14 protein-coding genes are annotated in these 17,344 nt (G+C 32.7%); 5 read left to right on the top strand and 9 right to left on the bottom strand.

Annotated elements, in window-relative coordinates:
* Positions 1-32: 32 nt before the first annotated feature.
* Both ABD715_RS10835 and ABD715_RS10830 read right to left on the bottom strand, forming a co-directional pair.
* Positions 33-1,190, bottom strand: a complete 1,158-nt coding sequence (locus ABD715_RS10835) for a mandelate racemase/muconate lactonizing enzyme family protein (RefSeq protein WP_344788242.1) — start codon at positions 1,188-1,190, stop codon at positions 33-35.
* 31 nt (positions 1,191-1,221) lie between these two features.
* Entirely contained in the window at positions 1,222-2,514 is a 1,293-nt protein-coding gene (locus ABD715_RS10830; RefSeq protein WP_344788241.1) for an MFS transporter, read from the bottom strand.
* A gap of 424 nt (positions 2,515-2,938) precedes the next feature.
* On the opposite strand from ABD715_RS10830, the gene ABD715_RS10825 reads away from it, so the two are divergent.
* From ABD715_RS10825 to ABD715_RS10815, 3 genes are all read left to right on the top strand, one after another.
* Positions 2,939-5,863, top strand: a complete 2,925-nt coding sequence (locus tag ABD715_RS10825) for a glycoside hydrolase family 2 protein (RefSeq protein ID WP_344788240.1) — start codon at positions 2,939-2,941, stop codon at positions 5,861-5,863.
* Positions 5,864-5,923: 60 nt separating this feature from the next.
* Positions 5,924-6,211: a Sec-independent protein translocase subunit TatA/TatB gene (locus ABD715_RS10820; RefSeq protein ID WP_344788239.1), complete on the top strand. Its 288-nt coding sequence runs from the start codon at positions 5,924-5,926 to the stop codon at positions 6,209-6,211.
* An 89-nt stretch (positions 6,212-6,300) separates the two neighbouring features.
* The gene (locus ABD715_RS10815; RefSeq protein ID WP_344788238.1) at positions 6,301-8,595 is read left to right on the top strand and encodes a hybrid sensor histidine kinase/response regulator; all 2,295 of its coding nucleotides are present in this window, start codon (positions 6,301-6,303) and stop codon (positions 8,593-8,595) included.
* Positions 8,596-8,608: 13 nt separating this feature from the next.
* Here ABD715_RS10815 and ABD715_RS10810 read toward each other — a convergent pair whose 3' ends face one another.
* The 6 genes from ABD715_RS10810 to kynU all read right to left on the bottom strand — a co-directional run bounded on the left by ABD715_RS10810 (position 8,609) and on the right by kynU (position 14,574).
* A complete protein-coding gene (locus tag ABD715_RS10810; RefSeq protein ID WP_344788237.1) occupies positions 8,609-9,250 on the bottom strand; it encodes an O-methyltransferase in 642 nt (213 codons plus the stop codon).
* Between the two features lie 71 nt (positions 9,251-9,321).
* On the bottom strand, positions 9,322-10,407 hold the full coding sequence (locus tag ABD715_RS10805; RefSeq protein ID WP_344788236.1) for an amidohydrolase family protein: 1,086 nt from the start codon (positions 10,405-10,407) through the stop codon (positions 9,322-9,324).
* Positions 10,408-10,443: 36 nt separating this feature from the next.
* A complete protein-coding gene (locus ABD715_RS10800; RefSeq protein ID WP_344788235.1) occupies positions 10,444-10,977 on the bottom strand; it encodes a 3-hydroxyanthranilate 3,4-dioxygenase in 534 nt (177 codons plus the stop codon).
* Positions 10,978-11,119: 142 nt separating this feature from the next.
* Positions 11,120-11,902 carry an SDR family oxidoreductase gene (locus tag ABD715_RS10795; protein WP_344788234.1) on the bottom strand — a complete coding sequence of 261 codons (783 nt, stop codon included), beginning with the start codon at positions 11,900-11,902 and terminating at the stop codon, positions 11,120-11,122.
* A 7-nt stretch (positions 11,903-11,909) separates the two neighbouring features.
* Complete coding sequence (locus tag ABD715_RS10790) at positions 11,910-13,310, bottom strand: FAD-dependent oxidoreductase (RefSeq protein ID WP_344788233.1); 1,401 nt, start codon at positions 13,308-13,310, stop codon at positions 11,910-11,912.
* Entirely contained in the window at positions 13,303-14,574 is a 1,272-nt protein-coding gene (gene kynU / locus ABD715_RS10785) for a kynureninase (protein ID WP_344788231.1), read from the bottom strand. Before kynU ends, ABD715_RS10790 begins: the two co-directional genes overlap by 8 nt.
* Before the next feature lie 140 nt (positions 14,575-14,714).
* Here kynU and ABD715_RS10780 point away from each other — a divergent pair, with 140 nt between their 5' ends.
* Together ABD715_RS10780 and ABD715_RS10775 are read left to right on the top strand one after the other, a co-directional pair.
* A complete protein-coding gene (locus ABD715_RS10780; protein WP_344788230.1) occupies positions 14,715-16,118 on the top strand; it encodes a sensor histidine kinase in 1,404 nt (467 codons plus the stop codon).
* Complete coding sequence (locus ABD715_RS10775) at positions 16,119-16,919, top strand: class I SAM-dependent methyltransferase (RefSeq protein WP_344788229.1); 801 nt, start codon at positions 16,119-16,121, stop codon at positions 16,917-16,919.
* Positions 16,920-16,960: 41 nt separating this feature from the next.
* Here ABD715_RS10775 and ABD715_RS10770 read toward each other — a convergent pair whose 3' ends face one another.
* Positions 16,961-17,314: a DUF3471 domain-containing protein gene (locus ABD715_RS10770; protein ID WP_344788228.1), complete on the bottom strand. Its 354-nt coding sequence runs from the start codon at positions 17,312-17,314 to the stop codon at positions 16,961-16,963.
* Positions 17,315-17,344 lie beyond the last annotated feature (30 nt).

Raw genomic sequence — 17,344 nt, 5'->3', positions numbered from 1 at the left:
GCTGTATTAATAGATAGACTTATTTTAAAAATTTACCAATTAGTGAAAGAACCATCATTCTTTTTTAAACGCGGAATTTCAACAGGTTTAAAGGTTTGTTTTAAAATGTAATCTTCATCAACTTCAACTCCAAGCCCAGGAGTTTCTGTAACAGCGTATCTGTTGCCATCTAATTTGGGTTGCACCGGGTAAAATTTAGGGTCGTTGGTACTTACATGTGCTCCGGTATTTACTTCTTCTAACCAACTAAAATTAGGAGATGCAGCTGCAACATGTATGGTTGCTGCAGTACATAATGGGCCTAACGGATTGTGAGGCATTAAATCTATATAATGTGCTTCGGCTAGCGATGCAACCTTCATAGCTTCAGTTATACCTCCAACATTGCAAACATCAATTCGAGCATATTGCGTTATGTTACGTTCTAAAAACGGAAGAAATTGCCATTTGCTAGCAAATTCTTCACCTATAGCAAAAGGAACATCAATCATTTTTCTTAGGTTTTCGTAAGCTTCAGGGTTTTCGTCTCTAATAGGTTCTTCAATAAAATCGATAGTTCCAGCAGGCATGCGTTGCATAAACGAGTAGGTTTCTGCTGCCGATAATCTCGAATGGTAATCAATACCTATAGTAACTTTTGTGCCCACTTCTTGACGTAATTTAGTAACCCAATCTGCTATTTTAGAAATAGATTCTCTTGGCTCGAAACGACTTATATCTATTTGGTCCTCAAATTCTGCTGGAGCTAAGCGTATCATATCCCAACCTTCATTAACCATTTTTTTAGAGCGCTCTATAAGTTCGTCGAATGTAGCAAACCTAACAGAAGCAAAGCAAGGCACATAATTACGTTGTTTGCCACCAAGTAAATCGTAAACAGGCACACCAAAAGCTTTCCCTTTTATATCGTGTAATGCAATATCTATTGCTGATATTGCTGCAGTTAAAACTCGACCACCTTCAAAATATTGACCGCGGTATAAATCTTGCCAAATAGCTCCAATTTGTCTAGGATCTCTGCCTATAATTAAAGGTCTAAAATGCTCTATTGCACCAACTACTGCAAGTTCTCTTCCTGATAATCCAGAAGCTCCCCAGCCATAAATATTAGTGTTTGTTTCTACTTTAACTACAAGTTGACTACCAGAGCCAACATTTATAGGGTATGCTTTTACTGCTTTAATTTTCATTTTCAATAATTTTTAATAGAATAGTTTAAACTTAGTTTTTAGGCACGATACGCTCTACTTTACCAACAATAAAGGTGTAAGAGAAAAAACCTAAGAAAGCGATGGCGCCAATAAAAAATAATGCAGGTCTAAAATCGCCATCTTGTACTAAATACCCAATAACTGTTGGTATTACAATACCAGATAAACCTCCAATAAAGTTGAATGTGCCACCAACTAAACCTAAATGTTTTTTAGGAGCTAAAAGGGAAACAAATACCCAAGCAATACTAGCTAGGCCTGTACCAAAAAAGGCTAGGGCTAAGAAAAGGATAACAAAAAAGGTATCGTCTGTATAGTTAGCTCCAATAATACATGTAGATAGAAGCATACCCAATATAATAGGTGCTTTTCTTGAAATTTCTGCACTGTATCCTTTTTTAATTAAAAAATCGGATGTGAAACCAGAGAGCAATACACCAAAAAATGCTGCCAAAAATGGAATAGAAGCTAAAAAACCAGATTTTAAAAAATCTAAACCTCTAAACTCTACTAAATACGTTGGAAACCAGGTTAAAAAAAATATAGTGGTAGCACCTAGACAAAATTGCCCAATATATATACCCCAAAGTTTACGGTATTGAAACGCATATTTTATATCTCCCCAATCAAATTTTTTCTTTTCTTCAGTTTTGTTTTTAGCGCCAACTAGTCCGCCTCCTTTTTCTATATATTCTAGTTCTTCGTTTGTTACTGTTTTATGATCTCTAGGATCTCTGTAGAATATATACCAAACTCCAGCCCAGACAATACCAATAATTCCAGAAACAATAAAAAGACCTCTCCAACCAAGAGAATCTTGAATAGCAACTAAAATAGGAGTTAAAAATGCTAAGCCTAAAAATTGCCCCGAAGTATAAACAGCAATAGCAGATGCGCGTTCGCTTTCTGGAAACCATCGACTTACAACCAAATTATTAATTGGGTAAGATGGTGCTTCAAAAATACCTATACTTGCTCTTAATCCTAAAAGGATAATAAAAGAGTTTACCAGACCTTGTAATAATGTGGCGATAGACCAAAAGGTTAAGATAAAAGCATATAAAATTCTAGATTTTATTTTATCGGCAATTATACCTCCAGGAATTTGCAGTAATGCGTATGTCCACCCAAAAGCAGAAAAGATATATCCCATTTGTATGGTATCTATACCTAAGTCTTCTCTAAGTGCAGGAGCTGCTACAGAAATATTACTTCTATCTAAATAATTAATAACTACGGTAAGAAAAACCATGGTTAGAATTTGAAATCGTTTTTTACTTGCTGGTTTGGTATTTGTGTTCATGTAATAGTTCGTTTCTTTTTGGTTAGAAATTTATGCGGTTATTATTATAATAGTTTTAGTTTTTAGAAAATGTAAATTTTATTATAAATATTTATGATTTAATAAGACACTCTTAATAGTATCTTTTTGTAGTTATAAATTTAGGGGTTATTAAATCTTTTTTATAGAATACCAAGGTCAAAAGATAGTAACATATGATTCTTTTTGATTGCTAAGCCCTTTAATCATCATATAAGTTGTAAAAACATATGTTTTTTTGTAAAAATTAGATAACTAAAATATTTGCTTGTAATAGCAGTTTTTTGGTTGTGTTAAAAAATAAAGTCTAACCATTTGTTTTATTTTTATAATCATATGTTTACTTAAATACCGAAATAAAACGAGACCTTTATAAACGTTTAACGGTAAAATTAAATTAAAATTTATGGCACGTTTAGTACTCTTTTTTATAATGCTATTTGGCTCTTTAATGAGTGATCTTAAAGCTCAAAATTTACCTTACGGATTTCCAGATACAGATAGAACAAAAATGAGTTTAAATCAAAATTGGAAATTTTATTTAGGTAATCCTGAAGCAAAAAATTATGATGTTAATGTAAACGATTCTAATTGGAAAACAGTTAACGTGCCACATACTTTAGAGTTAACTTCTTTAACATTAGATGGCTTACAAGACGAAAAAACACAATTGGTTTTTCATAGAAAAGTAGGTTGGTACCGTAAAACCATTAAAGTTGATAAATCTGATAAGAAAGTGTTTTTAGAGTTTGAAGGCGCTCATCAAGTTACAGATTTATGGGTAAACGGAAAACATGTAGGCCAACATGCTGTTGGAGGTTATACGCCTTTTCATTTCGATGTTACAAATTTTGTAAACAAAGGCGCAGACAACCAAATAACACTTTTGGTAGATAATAGAAGAAACGAAGTTATACCTCCAGACCCTGGTCCTTTTGATTATGTAAAGTTTAGTGGTTTGTATAGAGATGTGTATTTGGTAGAAACGAACCCTGTACATGTAACTTTTAACTGGGAAACCCTTAATTCTGGTGTAAATATTACCACGCCAACTATAGATCCTGTAAATAAAAATGCAACTATAGATATTAAAACAGCAGTTAAAAATGAAGCAGATTATGAGGTTACTTGTCAATTAGTAACTAGAATAATTAATAAAGAAGGTATTGTTGTTTTAAGACTAAAAGATGAAACCAAAATAAAGCAGGGACAAGAGTACCAATTTAACCAGATAGGGAGCCTAGAAGATGATGTGCATTTTTGGGGTATAGATAATCCGTATTTATACCGAGTAAATAGTGTTGTGGTTGTAAATAATAAAACGATAGATTTTGTTGAAACCAAAATAGGATTAAGAAAATTTGAGCAAGACCCTGTAAGGGGCTTTCTTTTAAATAACGAGCCCATAGAGTTAATAGGTGCAAATAGACATCAACAATATCCGTACATAGGCGATGCTCTACCTAATGCATTGCATTATAAAGATATGTTGCAGTTTAAAGCTTATGGTTTTAATATTATGCGTACAGCGCATTACCCACAAGATAACGCACTAATAGAAGCCTGCGACGAGCTTGGTATTTTGGTTTATGAAGAAGCACCAACATGGATTTCAATTTCTGATAAGGATGCTTGGTGGGATAATTTAGAAAGTGCAGCAAGAACCATGGTGCGTAATCATAGAAACCATGCATCGGTAATTATGTGGGGTGCAGGTGTTAACCATAGAGGTTATGTGCCTCGTGTTCATAATACTATTAAGCAAGAAGACCCTAATAGACTTACCGCATCGCAAGGTGCACGTTGGACAGGTTGGCAAACTTCGGGATTAACAGATATTAATGCTAATATGCTTTATGGACCATTTATATGGGATAGATCTGAACCTATTTTTGCAATGGAAGGTGGTAGAGGAGCCAAAGCTGTAGCTCCATATAAAAACGATACGTTAATGACGGGTTTAATCTCTTGGACAGCACATGCTTATTATACATTCCACCCAAGTCATGCCAGAGCTAATAGTAAAATAGATAGAACAAGAAGTGGGATGATGACCATTTTTAGATATCCAAGGCCAAATTTAGAATGGTATAAAGCAGAGTTAAAAGAAGATCCAGTAATTGATATTGAAGAAGAATGGAATGCAGAAACCCAATCTATTACAGTAAATAGTAATGCAGATGAGGTCGAGCTAATATTAAACGGTAAACGTATTGAAAAGTTAAAACCAAGTGCAGATACTATTTATGATGGATTAGACCACGCTCCGTTTCATTTTAAAAATTTAAAATACCATCCTGGTAAATTGGTTGCTAAAGGCTACTTTAAAGATGGAAAAACTATTGAAGCAGTAAAGCAAACAGCGAGGAAGCCATATGCTATTTCTTTAAATTTAGATACTAAAGGGAGAACTTTTAAAGCAGATGGGGCTGATATTTTGGTAGCTTATGCCTCTGTAGTAGATAAAAACGGAACTGTTGTGCATGATACAAAGCATTTAATAGAGTTTACTGTAAAAGGAGATGGAACTGTTATTGGCGATAATGCCAATATTAATGCAAACCCAATGTTTACAGAGTATGGTGTTGCTCCAGCCTTAATTAAAGCTGGTAATACAGTTGGTAAAATTACAGTTACAGCTAAAAGCAAAGGTTTAAAGTCAGATAGTAGTGTCGTTACTTTGGTAGCCAATAGTAATAATGTTATAGCTAAAGAAGCTCAAGTTATTTACGATTTTAAGAGCGAACGTGTAGATTTGGGAGCAAGCGATCAATTAGTTCAGTTTGATTGGAATCCTTGGTATGGATCAGATAACGGAAATAATGTCTATAATTTTAAAGCTTTAAAAGGAGCAAAGGTTAGCGTTAAAAAAGGATCTAGCGACGGAGTAAATAGATGGTTAGGCGAAATGAATGTTATTGGTAAATACGGGTTTGCTTATGGTGATGGCGTTTTAGCTATAGACGATAAAGGAGTGAATTTAGTATTCGAAAACTTACCAAAGGGTACTTATAAACTAAAAACATGGCACCATGCACCAAGTAGCAATTCAGACTCTATGGATCCTAATAAAGAAAAATTAAAATCGGTTACTATTCATAAACTACCTTACGAGAAAAGTATTATTATTAATTCTGAAGCTTTAATAGGCGAAAAAAGTGTAGATGTTAAAGTAACAGAAGGCAAACAAATGCAATGGGACTTGCCAGGAATGGGAGAGGTTAAATTTATTTCTGATGGAAACAATCCCGTTTACATTAATTTTAACGGTAAAGGTACTAAAGGCGTTTGGTTAAATGCAATAGAGTTAAGCGAGTGGGCACAATTTTAAAATTATCATAAACAAAAACATTTTCTTTATTGTATTAAAACAACTTACTATATTTGTAATGTGATACAACATGCAACATTTTTATTTATTAGCGGAGCAGAAATAGCCTTTATTCTATTTATTGTAATAATGGTTTTTGGTGCCGATAAATTACCAGAAATAGCTCGTGGTTTAGGCAAAGGTATGCGTACACTTAAAGACGCCACAAACGATATTAAACACGAAATTACTAAAAGTGCCGAAAGTAATGGTATCGATACCAGCATCGTTTCCGATGTAAAAAAAGAATTAGATAGTGTAAAAGACGATATAGGAGAATTTACAGGATCTGTTAAACGTAAAATGTAGTTTTTCTTACATAGAACTGCATTTTAACGATAAAAAATGCAATTATTGCGATAATTGTACTACATTAGTACCTTCAAACAACAAGTATTATGAAAACCTGCTTAATAACGTGTTTTCTGCTGTTTTCTAATGTAGCTATTAGTCAAAGTGATCGTCGTTTAATTAAAGAAATAGATAGTTTAAACAATTCTGCTATCTTGTATTACACTAATAATCAGATATTAGAGTCCTTTATTGCATTCAATAAAGTCAAGAAAAAATCAGATTCTATTCAAGATAATTACGGTAGGGCTATATCTAATCTGTATTTAGGTAATATTTATAGTTTAATGTACGAGTATGTTGATGCTAAACGTAGTTATAAAACGATGCTTCAACCTGCATCTGCCATTAACGATAATTATTTGTTGGGCATGTCTTACCTAAATTTAGGGAAACTTGCTAATCAAGAAAAATCTCCTAATGAAGCTTTAATCTACTTAGAAAAAGCAAAAAAATATTCGGTTACAAAAGCATTTTTATCAGACAATAATTATACTTTAGAAAAAAAGCACGATTTAATTCAGCAAATAGGCATAGCTTTATCAGAGTTTTATATTAATAACAATTATTTAGACAAAGCACTACTAAGTTTATTACATTTTAATACGTCTTTAGATGCTTCACCACGCTTAAGTTATTATGCAAAAGGTTATCATAGTTATTTAAAGGGGCTCTACCTTTTAAAAAAGGAGATGTACAGTAATGCTATAATAAAGTTTGAAGAAGCCTTATTAAATTTAAATAAGAGCGATTTAAGTAAACATACCGATAGCGATTTACTTTTTAGTAAAATATATAAACATATGGCTTCGGCTTATGCTTTTACAGAGGATAAAGGTATTGCTTATTTATTCTTATTAAAATATAACGATTATCACGATTCTTATTTAAACACTAAAAAAGACAGGCACGAAGTTATAGATAAATCTAAATTTCTTATTGAAGACTATAAAAATGAAGTGCAAATAGCCAACAGCGAAAAACTGTACCAATCTCAGATAGCAAAAAAAACAAAAAATGTAAATTTTGTAATGGCTATGGCTTTGTTTTTTTTAGGTGTAGCGCTTGTAGCTATATATTTTAATTATATCTCTAAAAGAAAATTAGCTAATGTTTTAGAAAAAAGAAACGATCAGTTAGAGTTAGATAAAGACGAAGCCTTAAAATCGAGTCAATTAAAATCTAAATTTATATCTAATGTAACTCATGAATTAAGAACGCCTTTATATGGTGTAGTAGGTATTACATCTTTACTATTAGCAAATAATAACTTAAGCAATAAAGACAGCAAGTATTTAAAATCGTTGAAATATTCTGGCGATTACCTTTTACGTTTAATTAATGAGGTTTTAGAATTTGGAAAAATAGAATCGGATAAAATAGAATTAAAAAAGGTCTCTGTTGAATTAAAACCATTGCTAGAAAATATTATTGGTTCTTTTGATTATAAATTAAAAGAAACCAATAACAAAATTCATTTAAATATGGATAATAGGCTACCTAAATATATTATGTGCGATAATGTTAGGTTGTCTCAAGTATTAATTAATTTAATAGGAAACAGTGTAAAGTTTACTAGTAACGGAGATATTTTTGTAACCGTAATAGTAAGAAATATTAATAACGACAACAATAATGTCGATTTACGTTTTGAAGTAGAAGATAACGGAACGGGAATACCAAAAGAAAAATTTAAATCTATTTTTGATGATTTTTCACAATTAGAAAACAGTAATTTAAGCTATAAAGGCACTGGTTTAGGTCTTACTATTACTAAAAAAATAATAGAACTTTTTGAAAGTAAAATAGAATTAGAAAGCGAATACGGTTCTGGCTCTAAGTTTAGTTTTAATGTAAACTTCGAAATAGATACCGAAGGTTTTGAAAAAGCTAAAAACAAAATAATTCAGAAAAAAGTAAGATCTTTAAATAATTCTAAAATCTTAATAGCAGAAGACAATAAGATTAATCAAATAGTAACTAAAAACTTATTAGAAAAAGCAAACTACTATTGCGAAATAGTAGAAAATGGAGTAGAAGCTATAGATACCTTAAAAAATAAACCATTCGATCTTATTTTAATGGATATAAATATGCCCGTAATGGGAGGTATCGAGGCAACTAATTTAATTCGAGAGTTTAATAGTAATATCCCTATATTAGCTTTAACTGCAGCAGATATAGAAGACTTTAAAGAAAATGAAAAGTATATTAGTTTTAATGGGCTAATAACTAAACCATTTGATAATTATGAGTTTTTTCAATTAATAGAATCTAATATTCAGCATAGTAAAAAAGGAACATTATTTCAAAGAAGCGGGGTAAAAAGACTTTCTGTTTAAAGTGTAGTATATCTTAGCGTTTTCTGCTAATGGTTAATCCATCCCTAATAGGCAATAAAACAGATTCTATTCTAGCATCTTCTTTTAAAAGTGTGTTATAATCTAATACAGCCTTTGTCGATTTGTCTTTTGGGTCTAAATCTTCAACCACTTTACCATGCCATAATACATTGTCTGATATAATAATGCCACCAGTATTTAATTTATCTATTATTAGATGAAAATAATTTACATAATTTGGCTTATCAGCATCAATAAAAACTAAATCGAAGGTTTTATTTAAATTTGGTAAAACATCAATAGCGCTACCTAAATGCTGATGTATTTGGTGTCCGTAACCCGATTTGTCAAAATATTTACGCTGAAAATCTACCAACTCCTCATTAATATCAATAGTATGTATTTCGCCATCTTTTAGCAAACCTTCTGCTAAGCACAAAGTGGCATATCCAGTAAAAGTACCCAATTCTAAAATAGATTTAGGTTGTTTTAACTTAGAAATCATGCTTAACACACGCCCTTGGTATGGGCCACTAAGCATAATTGGTTGTAATATTTTTTGGTATGTTTCGCGTGTTAATTGTTGTAATAAATCGGGTTCGTTTTCAGAATGATTTACAACATAATCGTCTAATTTTTCGGGTAAAAAATACATAGCAAAAATTCAATATAATTTAAAACGCGAAAGTATTACTTTTTTACGAAGTATAGAGAAAAACACTTTTCTCAACTCAAAATTTTACTAATCAACTTTTCTTTAGCCCTAATATCATCACCAAAAAGCCACCTAAGCACATTATCTTCCCAAATATCATCGTATTGTTTTTGGTTAATAATGTCTCTATCTATAGCTAAATCTAATAATTTTCCAGGGTAAGACGATTGTGCATCACTCTCCATCTCCCCCAACGGGTAGGGATCATCTAATCCTAAAATAACTTGGTTACTACCTTGTTTTTCAATCATTAACTTTAAAGAGTCTGTGTCGTGTACCAAAGTATCAAAATAAATATTAGCATGCCCAACAGCCTTTCTTGGGTGGTGTTTACCTTCAAATAAATCGGGTCTGCCATCAAAACCTTGAATACGTCTACCTAAATTCATCTGTGCCAATTGCCCACCATGCGCAAAGCAAGTTCTAATGTCAGGATAGCGTTCTTGCATACCATTAAGCGTGTAAAAGTGGTAAGCATCTCCACATTGTGCCAACATCCAAATTAAATGAAAACGCCAAGAAGTATTCTCTAAGTTAATCATTTTATCACCATCATACGGGTGAATTTCTATAGCCAGTTTATATTTGTTGGCTAATTCAAAAATAGCATCGTTTTCTTTATCAAAAACCGATCGCCATTGCCCAATAGAATCCATAAAATGAGTAGGTAAACATAAAACCTTCATATCTAGTTCTTCTACACAACGCTCAATTTCATACAAAGCACCATGAATAAAACCAGGGTGTACCACGAAACCACAGGTAAATTTAGACGGGTGATCATGCTGTATTTTAGCATTAAAATCGTTTTGAAACCTAAGTGCGCGTTTCATATCTTGTAAACGCAAACCATTACCATACAACTGCGATAAATTTAAAACTACAGCGTGGTCTAGTTTATTACGTTCCATCCATTCTAATTTTTCATTCAGAAAAAAGCTAGAGTCTGTAACAGGGCGTTTCCAGCCTTTTTGCAGCATGTGTTTACGGTCGTTATCTACCCAAAAAATCTCCTTTTCTTTCATAAAACTAGGAATCTCTTCTGGGTAAGGCAATAAGTGCGAATGTCCGTTAATTCTAAGCTTCCGTTGTGCCATTGTTATGTTATTGGTAGGTTGGGTAAATCAATAATGTTACTCAATTTCAAGCTTTTTTGGAGGCATCATTACCGTACCGCATTTATTACAAGTGCGCTTTTTTTCGCTACCATAAAATTTATCAAAAATAGCAGGCATATCAATTTCAATATCATCCAATTTAAACTTTTTTCTATATAATAAATGATTGCAATTCTCGCAATACCACTCCAAAGCATCTCTCATTTTTTTAGATCTAGGATACTCTATAACCAAACCAACCGTATTAGCAGCTCGCTGTGGCGAATGAGGAACTTTAGCAGGTAGTAAATAAATATCACCTTCTTTAATATGCACATCTGCAGGCGTATCTCCATCCATTATTTTTAGCACAATATCGCCTTCAACTTGGTAAAAAAACTCAGGAGTTTCGTTGTAATGGTAATCTTTTCTGCTATTAGGTCCGCCAACAACCATAACAATATAATCACCATTTTTCCAAACCACTTTATTACCTACCGGAGGTTTTAAAAGGTGTCGGTGTTCATCTATCCAAGCTTTAAAATTTAAAGGAGATACTAATTTGCTCATGTATTTATTTTTTTGGGCGTGCCCCAAGGGTCGGGCTTTCCGCTAAATCTTTTTATTTGTAACCATTTCGCTGCGCTCAAACATTACAAATAAAAAGGATACCGCATCAATCCCTCACGCAATTAAAAATCTTGATATAAAGTTACAAACTTTTTGTTCTTCCACCATCAACAGGAACGTTAATTCCGTTAATATAACTCGCAGTTTCGCTAGCAAGAAAAGTAATAACACCAGCAACCTCTTCGGGCTTTGCAAAACGTTTTGCAGGTGTATAGTTTTTCATAATAGCAGTCATGTCCTTCTCTGTAGTATTTTCAATATTAGCTTTAATTTTAATAATGTCTGCTAAGCGTTCGGTTTCTGTAAAACCAGGAAGCACATTATTAACAGTAATGCCAAAACGAGCGACTTCAAACGATAATGTTTTACTCCAATTACCAACCGCACCTCTTATGGTGTTGCTTACACCTAAACCTTCAATAGGCTCTTTTACCGATGTAGAAATAATGTTAATAATACGACCAAAACCTTCCGTTTTCATAAACGGTACAGTGGCTTGAGCAATTAAGTGGTTACATTTTAGGTGTTGGGTAAACCCGTTTTCAAATTCAGAAATAGAAGCGCTTAAAATATCTCCAGGTCGTGGTCCGCCAGTATTGTTTATTACAATATGAAAACCACCATTTTTTTCAATAAATTTAAGAATTTGTTCTTGCAAGTCTCTCGGGTTAGAAAAATCTGCAACAATATAACTGTGGTTTCTGTGTGCAGGTAATTCTGCCAAAACAGCTTTAAGTTTTTCTCTATTTCTAGCTACTAAGGTTACGTTAACACCCTCGGCAGCAAGAGCTATAGCTGTAGCTTTACCAATGCCTTGAGAACTGCCGCATACCAATGCATTTTTATTATTTAGTTTTAAGTCCATAATGTTTTTAATTATTTAATCCAGCAACAGTATCTTCATTTAAAATGGCTTCTGTTTCTTGTTTTACCTTTTGCAATACTATTTTTAAGTCGCCTTCTAAATCTAATTTATTGTTGGTTAATAGGTTTAATATGGCTTTGTCTTGTGCTCTGCCTTTTATCATCGCTTCTTTATAGCCAATAGTTTCGTTAAAAGTAACTAGCGAGTATTTTGACGAATATGCGTTTGGAAAAGCTTTTTCTAGCGCCATTTCTAATTTACGTTTTTCTTTAAAAACGGGGTTGGCTACATGATCTCGCATTTCGTAAAAATTATCTATAGCTAAATCTGCAATGGCATCGGTATCTTTTTTTCGAGTTGCTTCGTAAGCCTTAAAAACAGATTGCCAATGGCCTTTGTGTGTATTTAAAATAGTATCAAATTCTACAACATCTTCAAACGATGCATTCATGCCTTGTCCGTAAAAAGGAACAATAGCATGCGCAGCATCTCCCATTAATAAGGTGTTGCCTTTATAATGCCAAGGCGAACACTTTATAGTGCCTAATGGCGATGTTGGGTTTTTAAAAAACTCTTCTTCAAGATTGGGCATTAGCTTTAAAGCATCAGGAAATTCTTTTTTAAAGAATACTCTAACTGCTTCTGGAGTCGTTAAATTATTAAAATGATATTCGCCTTGATTATAACTTAAAAACAAAGTTACTGTAAAGCTACCATCTAAATTGGGTAAAGCAATAAGCATAAAACTACCGCGAGGCCATATATGCAGAGCATTTTTGTTGGTTTTGTAGTCACCATTTTGAGCAGGTAAAATACTTAGCTCTTTGTACCCATGTGTTAAATAATTTTGCGAGAAACTAAATAAAAACTTTTTGCCTAAATAGTAACTTTTACGCATTACAGAACCAGCACCATCTGTAGCAATAATAAGGTTAGCTGTTTTACTAAATTCTGCTTTTGTGTTGTAATCTATAAAGAGCGCAGTAGTGTTTTCAAAATCTACCAATTTACATTTACTGTTAAAATACAGAGTAACGTTTTTATGTGCTTCGGCTTCGTTAAGAAGTAAAGCATTTAAAGCGTCTCTAGAAATAGAATTGATAAATTCGTGATCTCTCCCACTGTAATTAGACTGAAAAGTTTGCCCTTTTCTATCGTGAATCATGCGTCCATACATGGGTATGCATAGTGCTTTAACTTTATCTTGAATACCTACAAGTTTCATGGCTTTATTGCCTCTGTCAGAAAAAGCAAGGTTTATAGAGCGTCCAGCACTAATGTTTATTTTACGTAAATCTGGTCGTTTTTCGTATACAGAAACGTTGTAACCTCGTTGTGCCAAACGTAAGGCTAAAAGGCTACCGCAAAGTCCTGCTCCAATAATAAGTATGTTTTCTTTACTATTCATTTAAAATACCTTTTAATTTTTCAACTAGTCTATACACATCTTCAAAAGAATTATATAAAGGTACAGGCGCACAACGAATAACATCGGGTTCGCGCCAATCGCTAATTACTCCAGTTTTTGTTAATTTGTCGTGTAGTACTTTATCTGCGTTTTTAACTTGAATAGATAGTTGGCAACCGCGCTCGTCTGGGTTCGATGGTGTAATAATGCTAATAGTGTCGTCTCCAAGCTGCTTTAGTAAATACTCGAAATAAGCTGTTAGCTTTTTCGACTTGTTTACTAAATTTTCTATGCCAACCTTACTAAAAATATCTAACGATGCTTTTATTGCAGCCATAGATAAAATAGGAGGGTTGCTAAGTTGCCAGCCTTCGGCGCCTGGTAGTTGGTCAAACTCACCACGCATATTAAAACGTGTTTTTTTATTATGGCTCCACCAGCCAGTAAAGCGGTTTAGGGCTTTGTTGTTGGCGTGTCTTTCGTGTACAAAACAGCCCGCTAAACTTCCTGGTCCAGCATTTAAATACTTGTAAGTGCACCAAACAGCAAAGTCGGCGCCAGAATCGTGTAAATTCAAAGCTACATTTCCTGCACCGTGGGCACAGTCAAAACCAACTTTACAGCCACTTTTATGTCCTAGATTTGTAATGCGTTTTAAATCGAAAAACTGGCCTGTATAATAATTAATGCCACCAATCATTATTAATGCAATCTGGTCGCCTTGTTCTTCTAGAATAGTTTCTAAATCTTCGTACCTCAATAAATCTTCTCCTGGTCTTGGTTTCCATAAAACAACTCCGTCTTTATCATCATATCCGTGGTGTCGTAATTGCGATTCTACAGCATATTTGTCAGACGGGAAAGCATCACTCTCAATAAGTATTTTATAACGTTCTTTTGTAGGCTGGTAAAACGAAACCATCATAAAATGAAGGTTGGCAGTAAGCGTATTCATTACTATAACTTCAATAGGTTTTGCGCCTACTACATGTGCCATGCTTTCGGTTAAAAACTCATGATATGGTAACCACGGGTTTTTAGCTTCAAAATGGCCTTCTACACCTAAGTTAGCCCAATCTTCTAATTCTTGATTAACTGCAGTTTTTGTTGTTTTGGGTTGCAAGCCTAACGAGTTTCCCGTCATATAAATAAGCGGATTGCCTAAGTTGTCTTTAGGAAGATGGAACTGACTTCTATAAGAATTTAATGGGTCTTCTTGGTCTTGCTGTTGGGCGTATTCTAGACTTAATTTGTAATTGTACAAAAGCTTATTGTTTTTCTGTTTCTAACAAAAATAGCATAATTATGGTATAAAATTTAATTAAATATTTAGTAAAAACACTAATAGTTATTGTAAGATTTTTTTTAACTTTATTAAAAATCTATCAAAAGCACCTACAAGTTATGTTGAACAAATACTGGGAGTCTTACATACAGTGGTATATAAAGTATAGTGGTTTTTCAGAGCGAGACAATAAAGAGGGTTTACCTTATTTTAGAGATAAACTTTTTATATCTATTCTGTTATTAACCTTTGTTCTTGGCGTGCTATCTTATTTCCCTAGTGCATATGTCGCGGTTTCTAGAAACGAATTATCTGTACTAGTTGTAGATACCGTTGCTATATTAGTACTGCTGTTTACTACGTTTTCTAAAACTATTAGTTTTAAAACTAGAAAACTATTATTTTCTACCAATCTTTTTTTACTATCTTTTTTATTATTCTTAATTCTGGGCTTTAAAGGCAATGGTAGTATTTTACTATTTATGCTAATTACCTTAATTACGCTTTACAGTGGCAGAAGAGGCGGACTTAGAGCTGTTTTAGTATTTGCTGGTTTTAAAGCTATTTTTCTGTTTAATTTTTATTTTAATATTATTTACCTCCCCAGTTTTGAACAATATGACATCCAACTTCTGTTAATAGTTGGAGTTAATAATTTATTGTTTGTTGTATTAACCGTTTTTTCTGTATCATTTTTAATAAACCAACTGCACAATGCACTTTTAAAAGAAAACAAGTTGCAATTAGAGCTTGTAGAAAAACATAAAAACGTATTAGAAGCTAAAAATAAGGCCGAGAAATCTGATAAATTAAAATCTGCTTTTTTGGCCAATATGAGTCATGAGATTAGAACACCTATGTATGGTATTTTAGGGTGTGCCGATTTTTTAAAAGCTTATAATACAGACGATGAAGAATTTCAGGAATTTGTAGATGTTATTAATGGAAACGGAAAACAATTATTAGATATTATTAGTGGTATTGTAGATGTTTCGAAAATAGAATCGGGTTTAGTAACTACAAATATTAGTACATTTAATGTAAATAAAAATATAGAAAAGGTTTTTAAAGCACTAAAACCCAAAGCAGAGGAAAAAGGACTTTCTTTTACTTTAAATAATGATTTAGTTGTACATGATGCTTACATTAATTCTGATAGTGACAAAATAGAGTTTATTTTAAAAAGCTTGTTAGAAAATGCTATAAAGTTTACTAAAAAAGGAGTTATAGAGCTTTCTTGCGAGCGCATAGACGAGTATTTTATTGCGTTTTATGTAAAAGATACCGGTTTAGGTATACACGAAGCGCATTTTAAAACTATTTTCGATACTTTTTATCAGGTTGATGTGCATAACGATAAAGCATTACACGGTTTTGGTATTGGTTTAACTATTGCCAAGGCCTATATAGAAATGTTAGGAGGTAAAATAGATTTAGAAAGTGTAGAAGGTATAGGTTCTACCTTTTGGTTTACAATTCGTGTAGATTTAATTAAAGGCAATGCTTATAAACAAAATGCATAGATGAAAAAAAATGATATTTATTTTAACACCAATAAAGCTACTTGGAACGAGAAAGTTAAAATTCACTCAAAAAGCAAGATGTATAACCTAGAAGCTTTTAAAAAGGGCGAATCTTCGCTTATGCCTTACGAAATAGAAGCTTTAGGTAATGTAAAAGGTAAATCGTTATTGCATTTACAATGTCACTTTGGGCAAGATACGCTAAGTTGGAGTAGAAAAGGGGCAAAATGCACAGGTGTAGATTTAAGCGACGAAGGTATTAAACTAGCCAAAGCGTTAAATGAGGAATTAAATTTAAATGCGAAGTTTGTTTGTTGTAATGTTTTGAATACTTCGGAGTTTGTAAAAGACACTTTTGATATTATTTTTACCAGTTATGGGGTTATTGGTTGGTTGCCTGATTTAAAGCCTTGGGGTAAAATGATTGCAGAACGACTAAACAAAGGAGGTACGTTTTACATGGCAGAATTTCATCCTATTGTATGGATGTTTGATTATTTAGAGAAGAAACCTGTTATGACTTATGGTTACATGCAAGACGAGGTTATTTACGAAGAATACGAAGGCACTTATGCTAATCAAGAATCTAAAATGATTAGTAAAGAGTATGGTTGGAATCATGGTTTAAGCGAAGTTATAAATGCTTTAACGCAGGCTGGTTTACATATAGAGTATTTAAACGAATATAACGAAAGTCCTTATAACGTGTTACCCAATTTAGTAAAAACAGAATCTGGTATGTATGTTACTAAAGATAAATTATACCCTTTAATTTTTACTATAAAAGCGAGTAAGGTTTAACTGTTTTGTTTACTTAGGCGATATTTTTTATCAATCCTTTTTTAATCTAGATATTGAAAGTGAAAGCTAAAGTTTATGCTTGGAGATATTCCTTTCATTTTAATGCTCTGTGCTTTTCCTTTTTCATCTAAAGAAAACATAGCAAAAGCATTAGCATTCATGTCTTGATATTTCCATTTTATAGCAAATGTATTCGAATTATAAAAATACATTTCACCGTTAAATTTTGGCAATTTATGCGATTTTATCCATAATTTATCTCCGTTTATAAAAACTTCAACATTGCCAAACCAATTGTCTCTATAAATACCAATATAGTCTTTAACTTTTATATGAGAATTATTCGTGTTTTTAACAGTTTTCCATACCGCTTTTGTAAACAAAGGTAACCCCAATAAGAAAGCTCGGTTAGATTTAAAAACCAG

Source organism: Postechiella marina (genome assembly GCF_039538365.1).
Taxonomy (GTDB): Bacteria; Bacteroidota; Bacteroidia; order Flavobacteriales; family Flavobacteriaceae; genus Postechiella; species Postechiella marina.
Note: the sequence above shows the minus strand (reverse complement) of the source record. Positions and strands in the feature narration are given on the sequence as shown.

Bases quoted from the DNA above. Each gene is read 5' to 3' on its own strand.
- ABD715_RS10835 (WP_344788242.1), bottom strand. From the start codon at position 1,190: ATGAAAATTAAAGCAGTAAAAGCATACCCTATAAATGTTGGCTCTGGT.
- ABD715_RS10830 (WP_344788241.1), bottom strand. From the start codon at position 2,514: ATGAACACAAATACCAAACCAGCAAGTAAAAAACGATTTCAAATTCTA.
- ABD715_RS10825 (WP_344788240.1), top strand. From the start codon at position 2,939: ATGGCACGTTTAGTACTCTTTTTTATAATGCTATTTGGCTCTTTAATG.
- ABD715_RS10815 (WP_344788238.1), top strand. From the start codon at position 6,301: ATGAAAACCTGCTTAATAACGTGTTTTCTGCTGTTTTCTAATGTAGCT.
- ABD715_RS10810 (WP_344788237.1), bottom strand. From the start codon at position 9,250: ATGTATTTTTTACCCGAAAAATTAGACGATTATGTTGTAAATCATTCT.
- ABD715_RS10805 (WP_344788236.1), bottom strand. From the start codon at position 10,407: ATGGCACAACGGAAGCTTAGAATTAACGGACATTCGCACTTATTGCCT.
- ABD715_RS10800 (WP_344788235.1), bottom strand. From the start codon at position 10,977: ATGAGCAAATTAGTATCTCCTTTAAATTTTAAAGCTTGGATAGATGAA.
- ABD715_RS10795 (WP_344788234.1), bottom strand. From the start codon at position 11,902: ATGGACTTAAAACTAAATAATAAAAATGCATTGGTATGCGGCAGTTCT.
- ABD715_RS10790 (WP_344788233.1), bottom strand. From the start codon at position 13,310: ATGAATAGTAAAGAAAACATACTTATTATTGGAGCAGGACTTTGCGGT.
- ABD715_RS10780 (WP_344788230.1), top strand. From the start codon at position 14,715: ATGTTGAACAAATACTGGGAGTCTTACATACAGTGGTATATAAAGTAT.
- ABD715_RS10775 (WP_344788229.1), top strand. From the start codon at position 16,119: ATGAAAAAAAATGATATTTATTTTAACACCAATAAAGCTACTTGGAAC.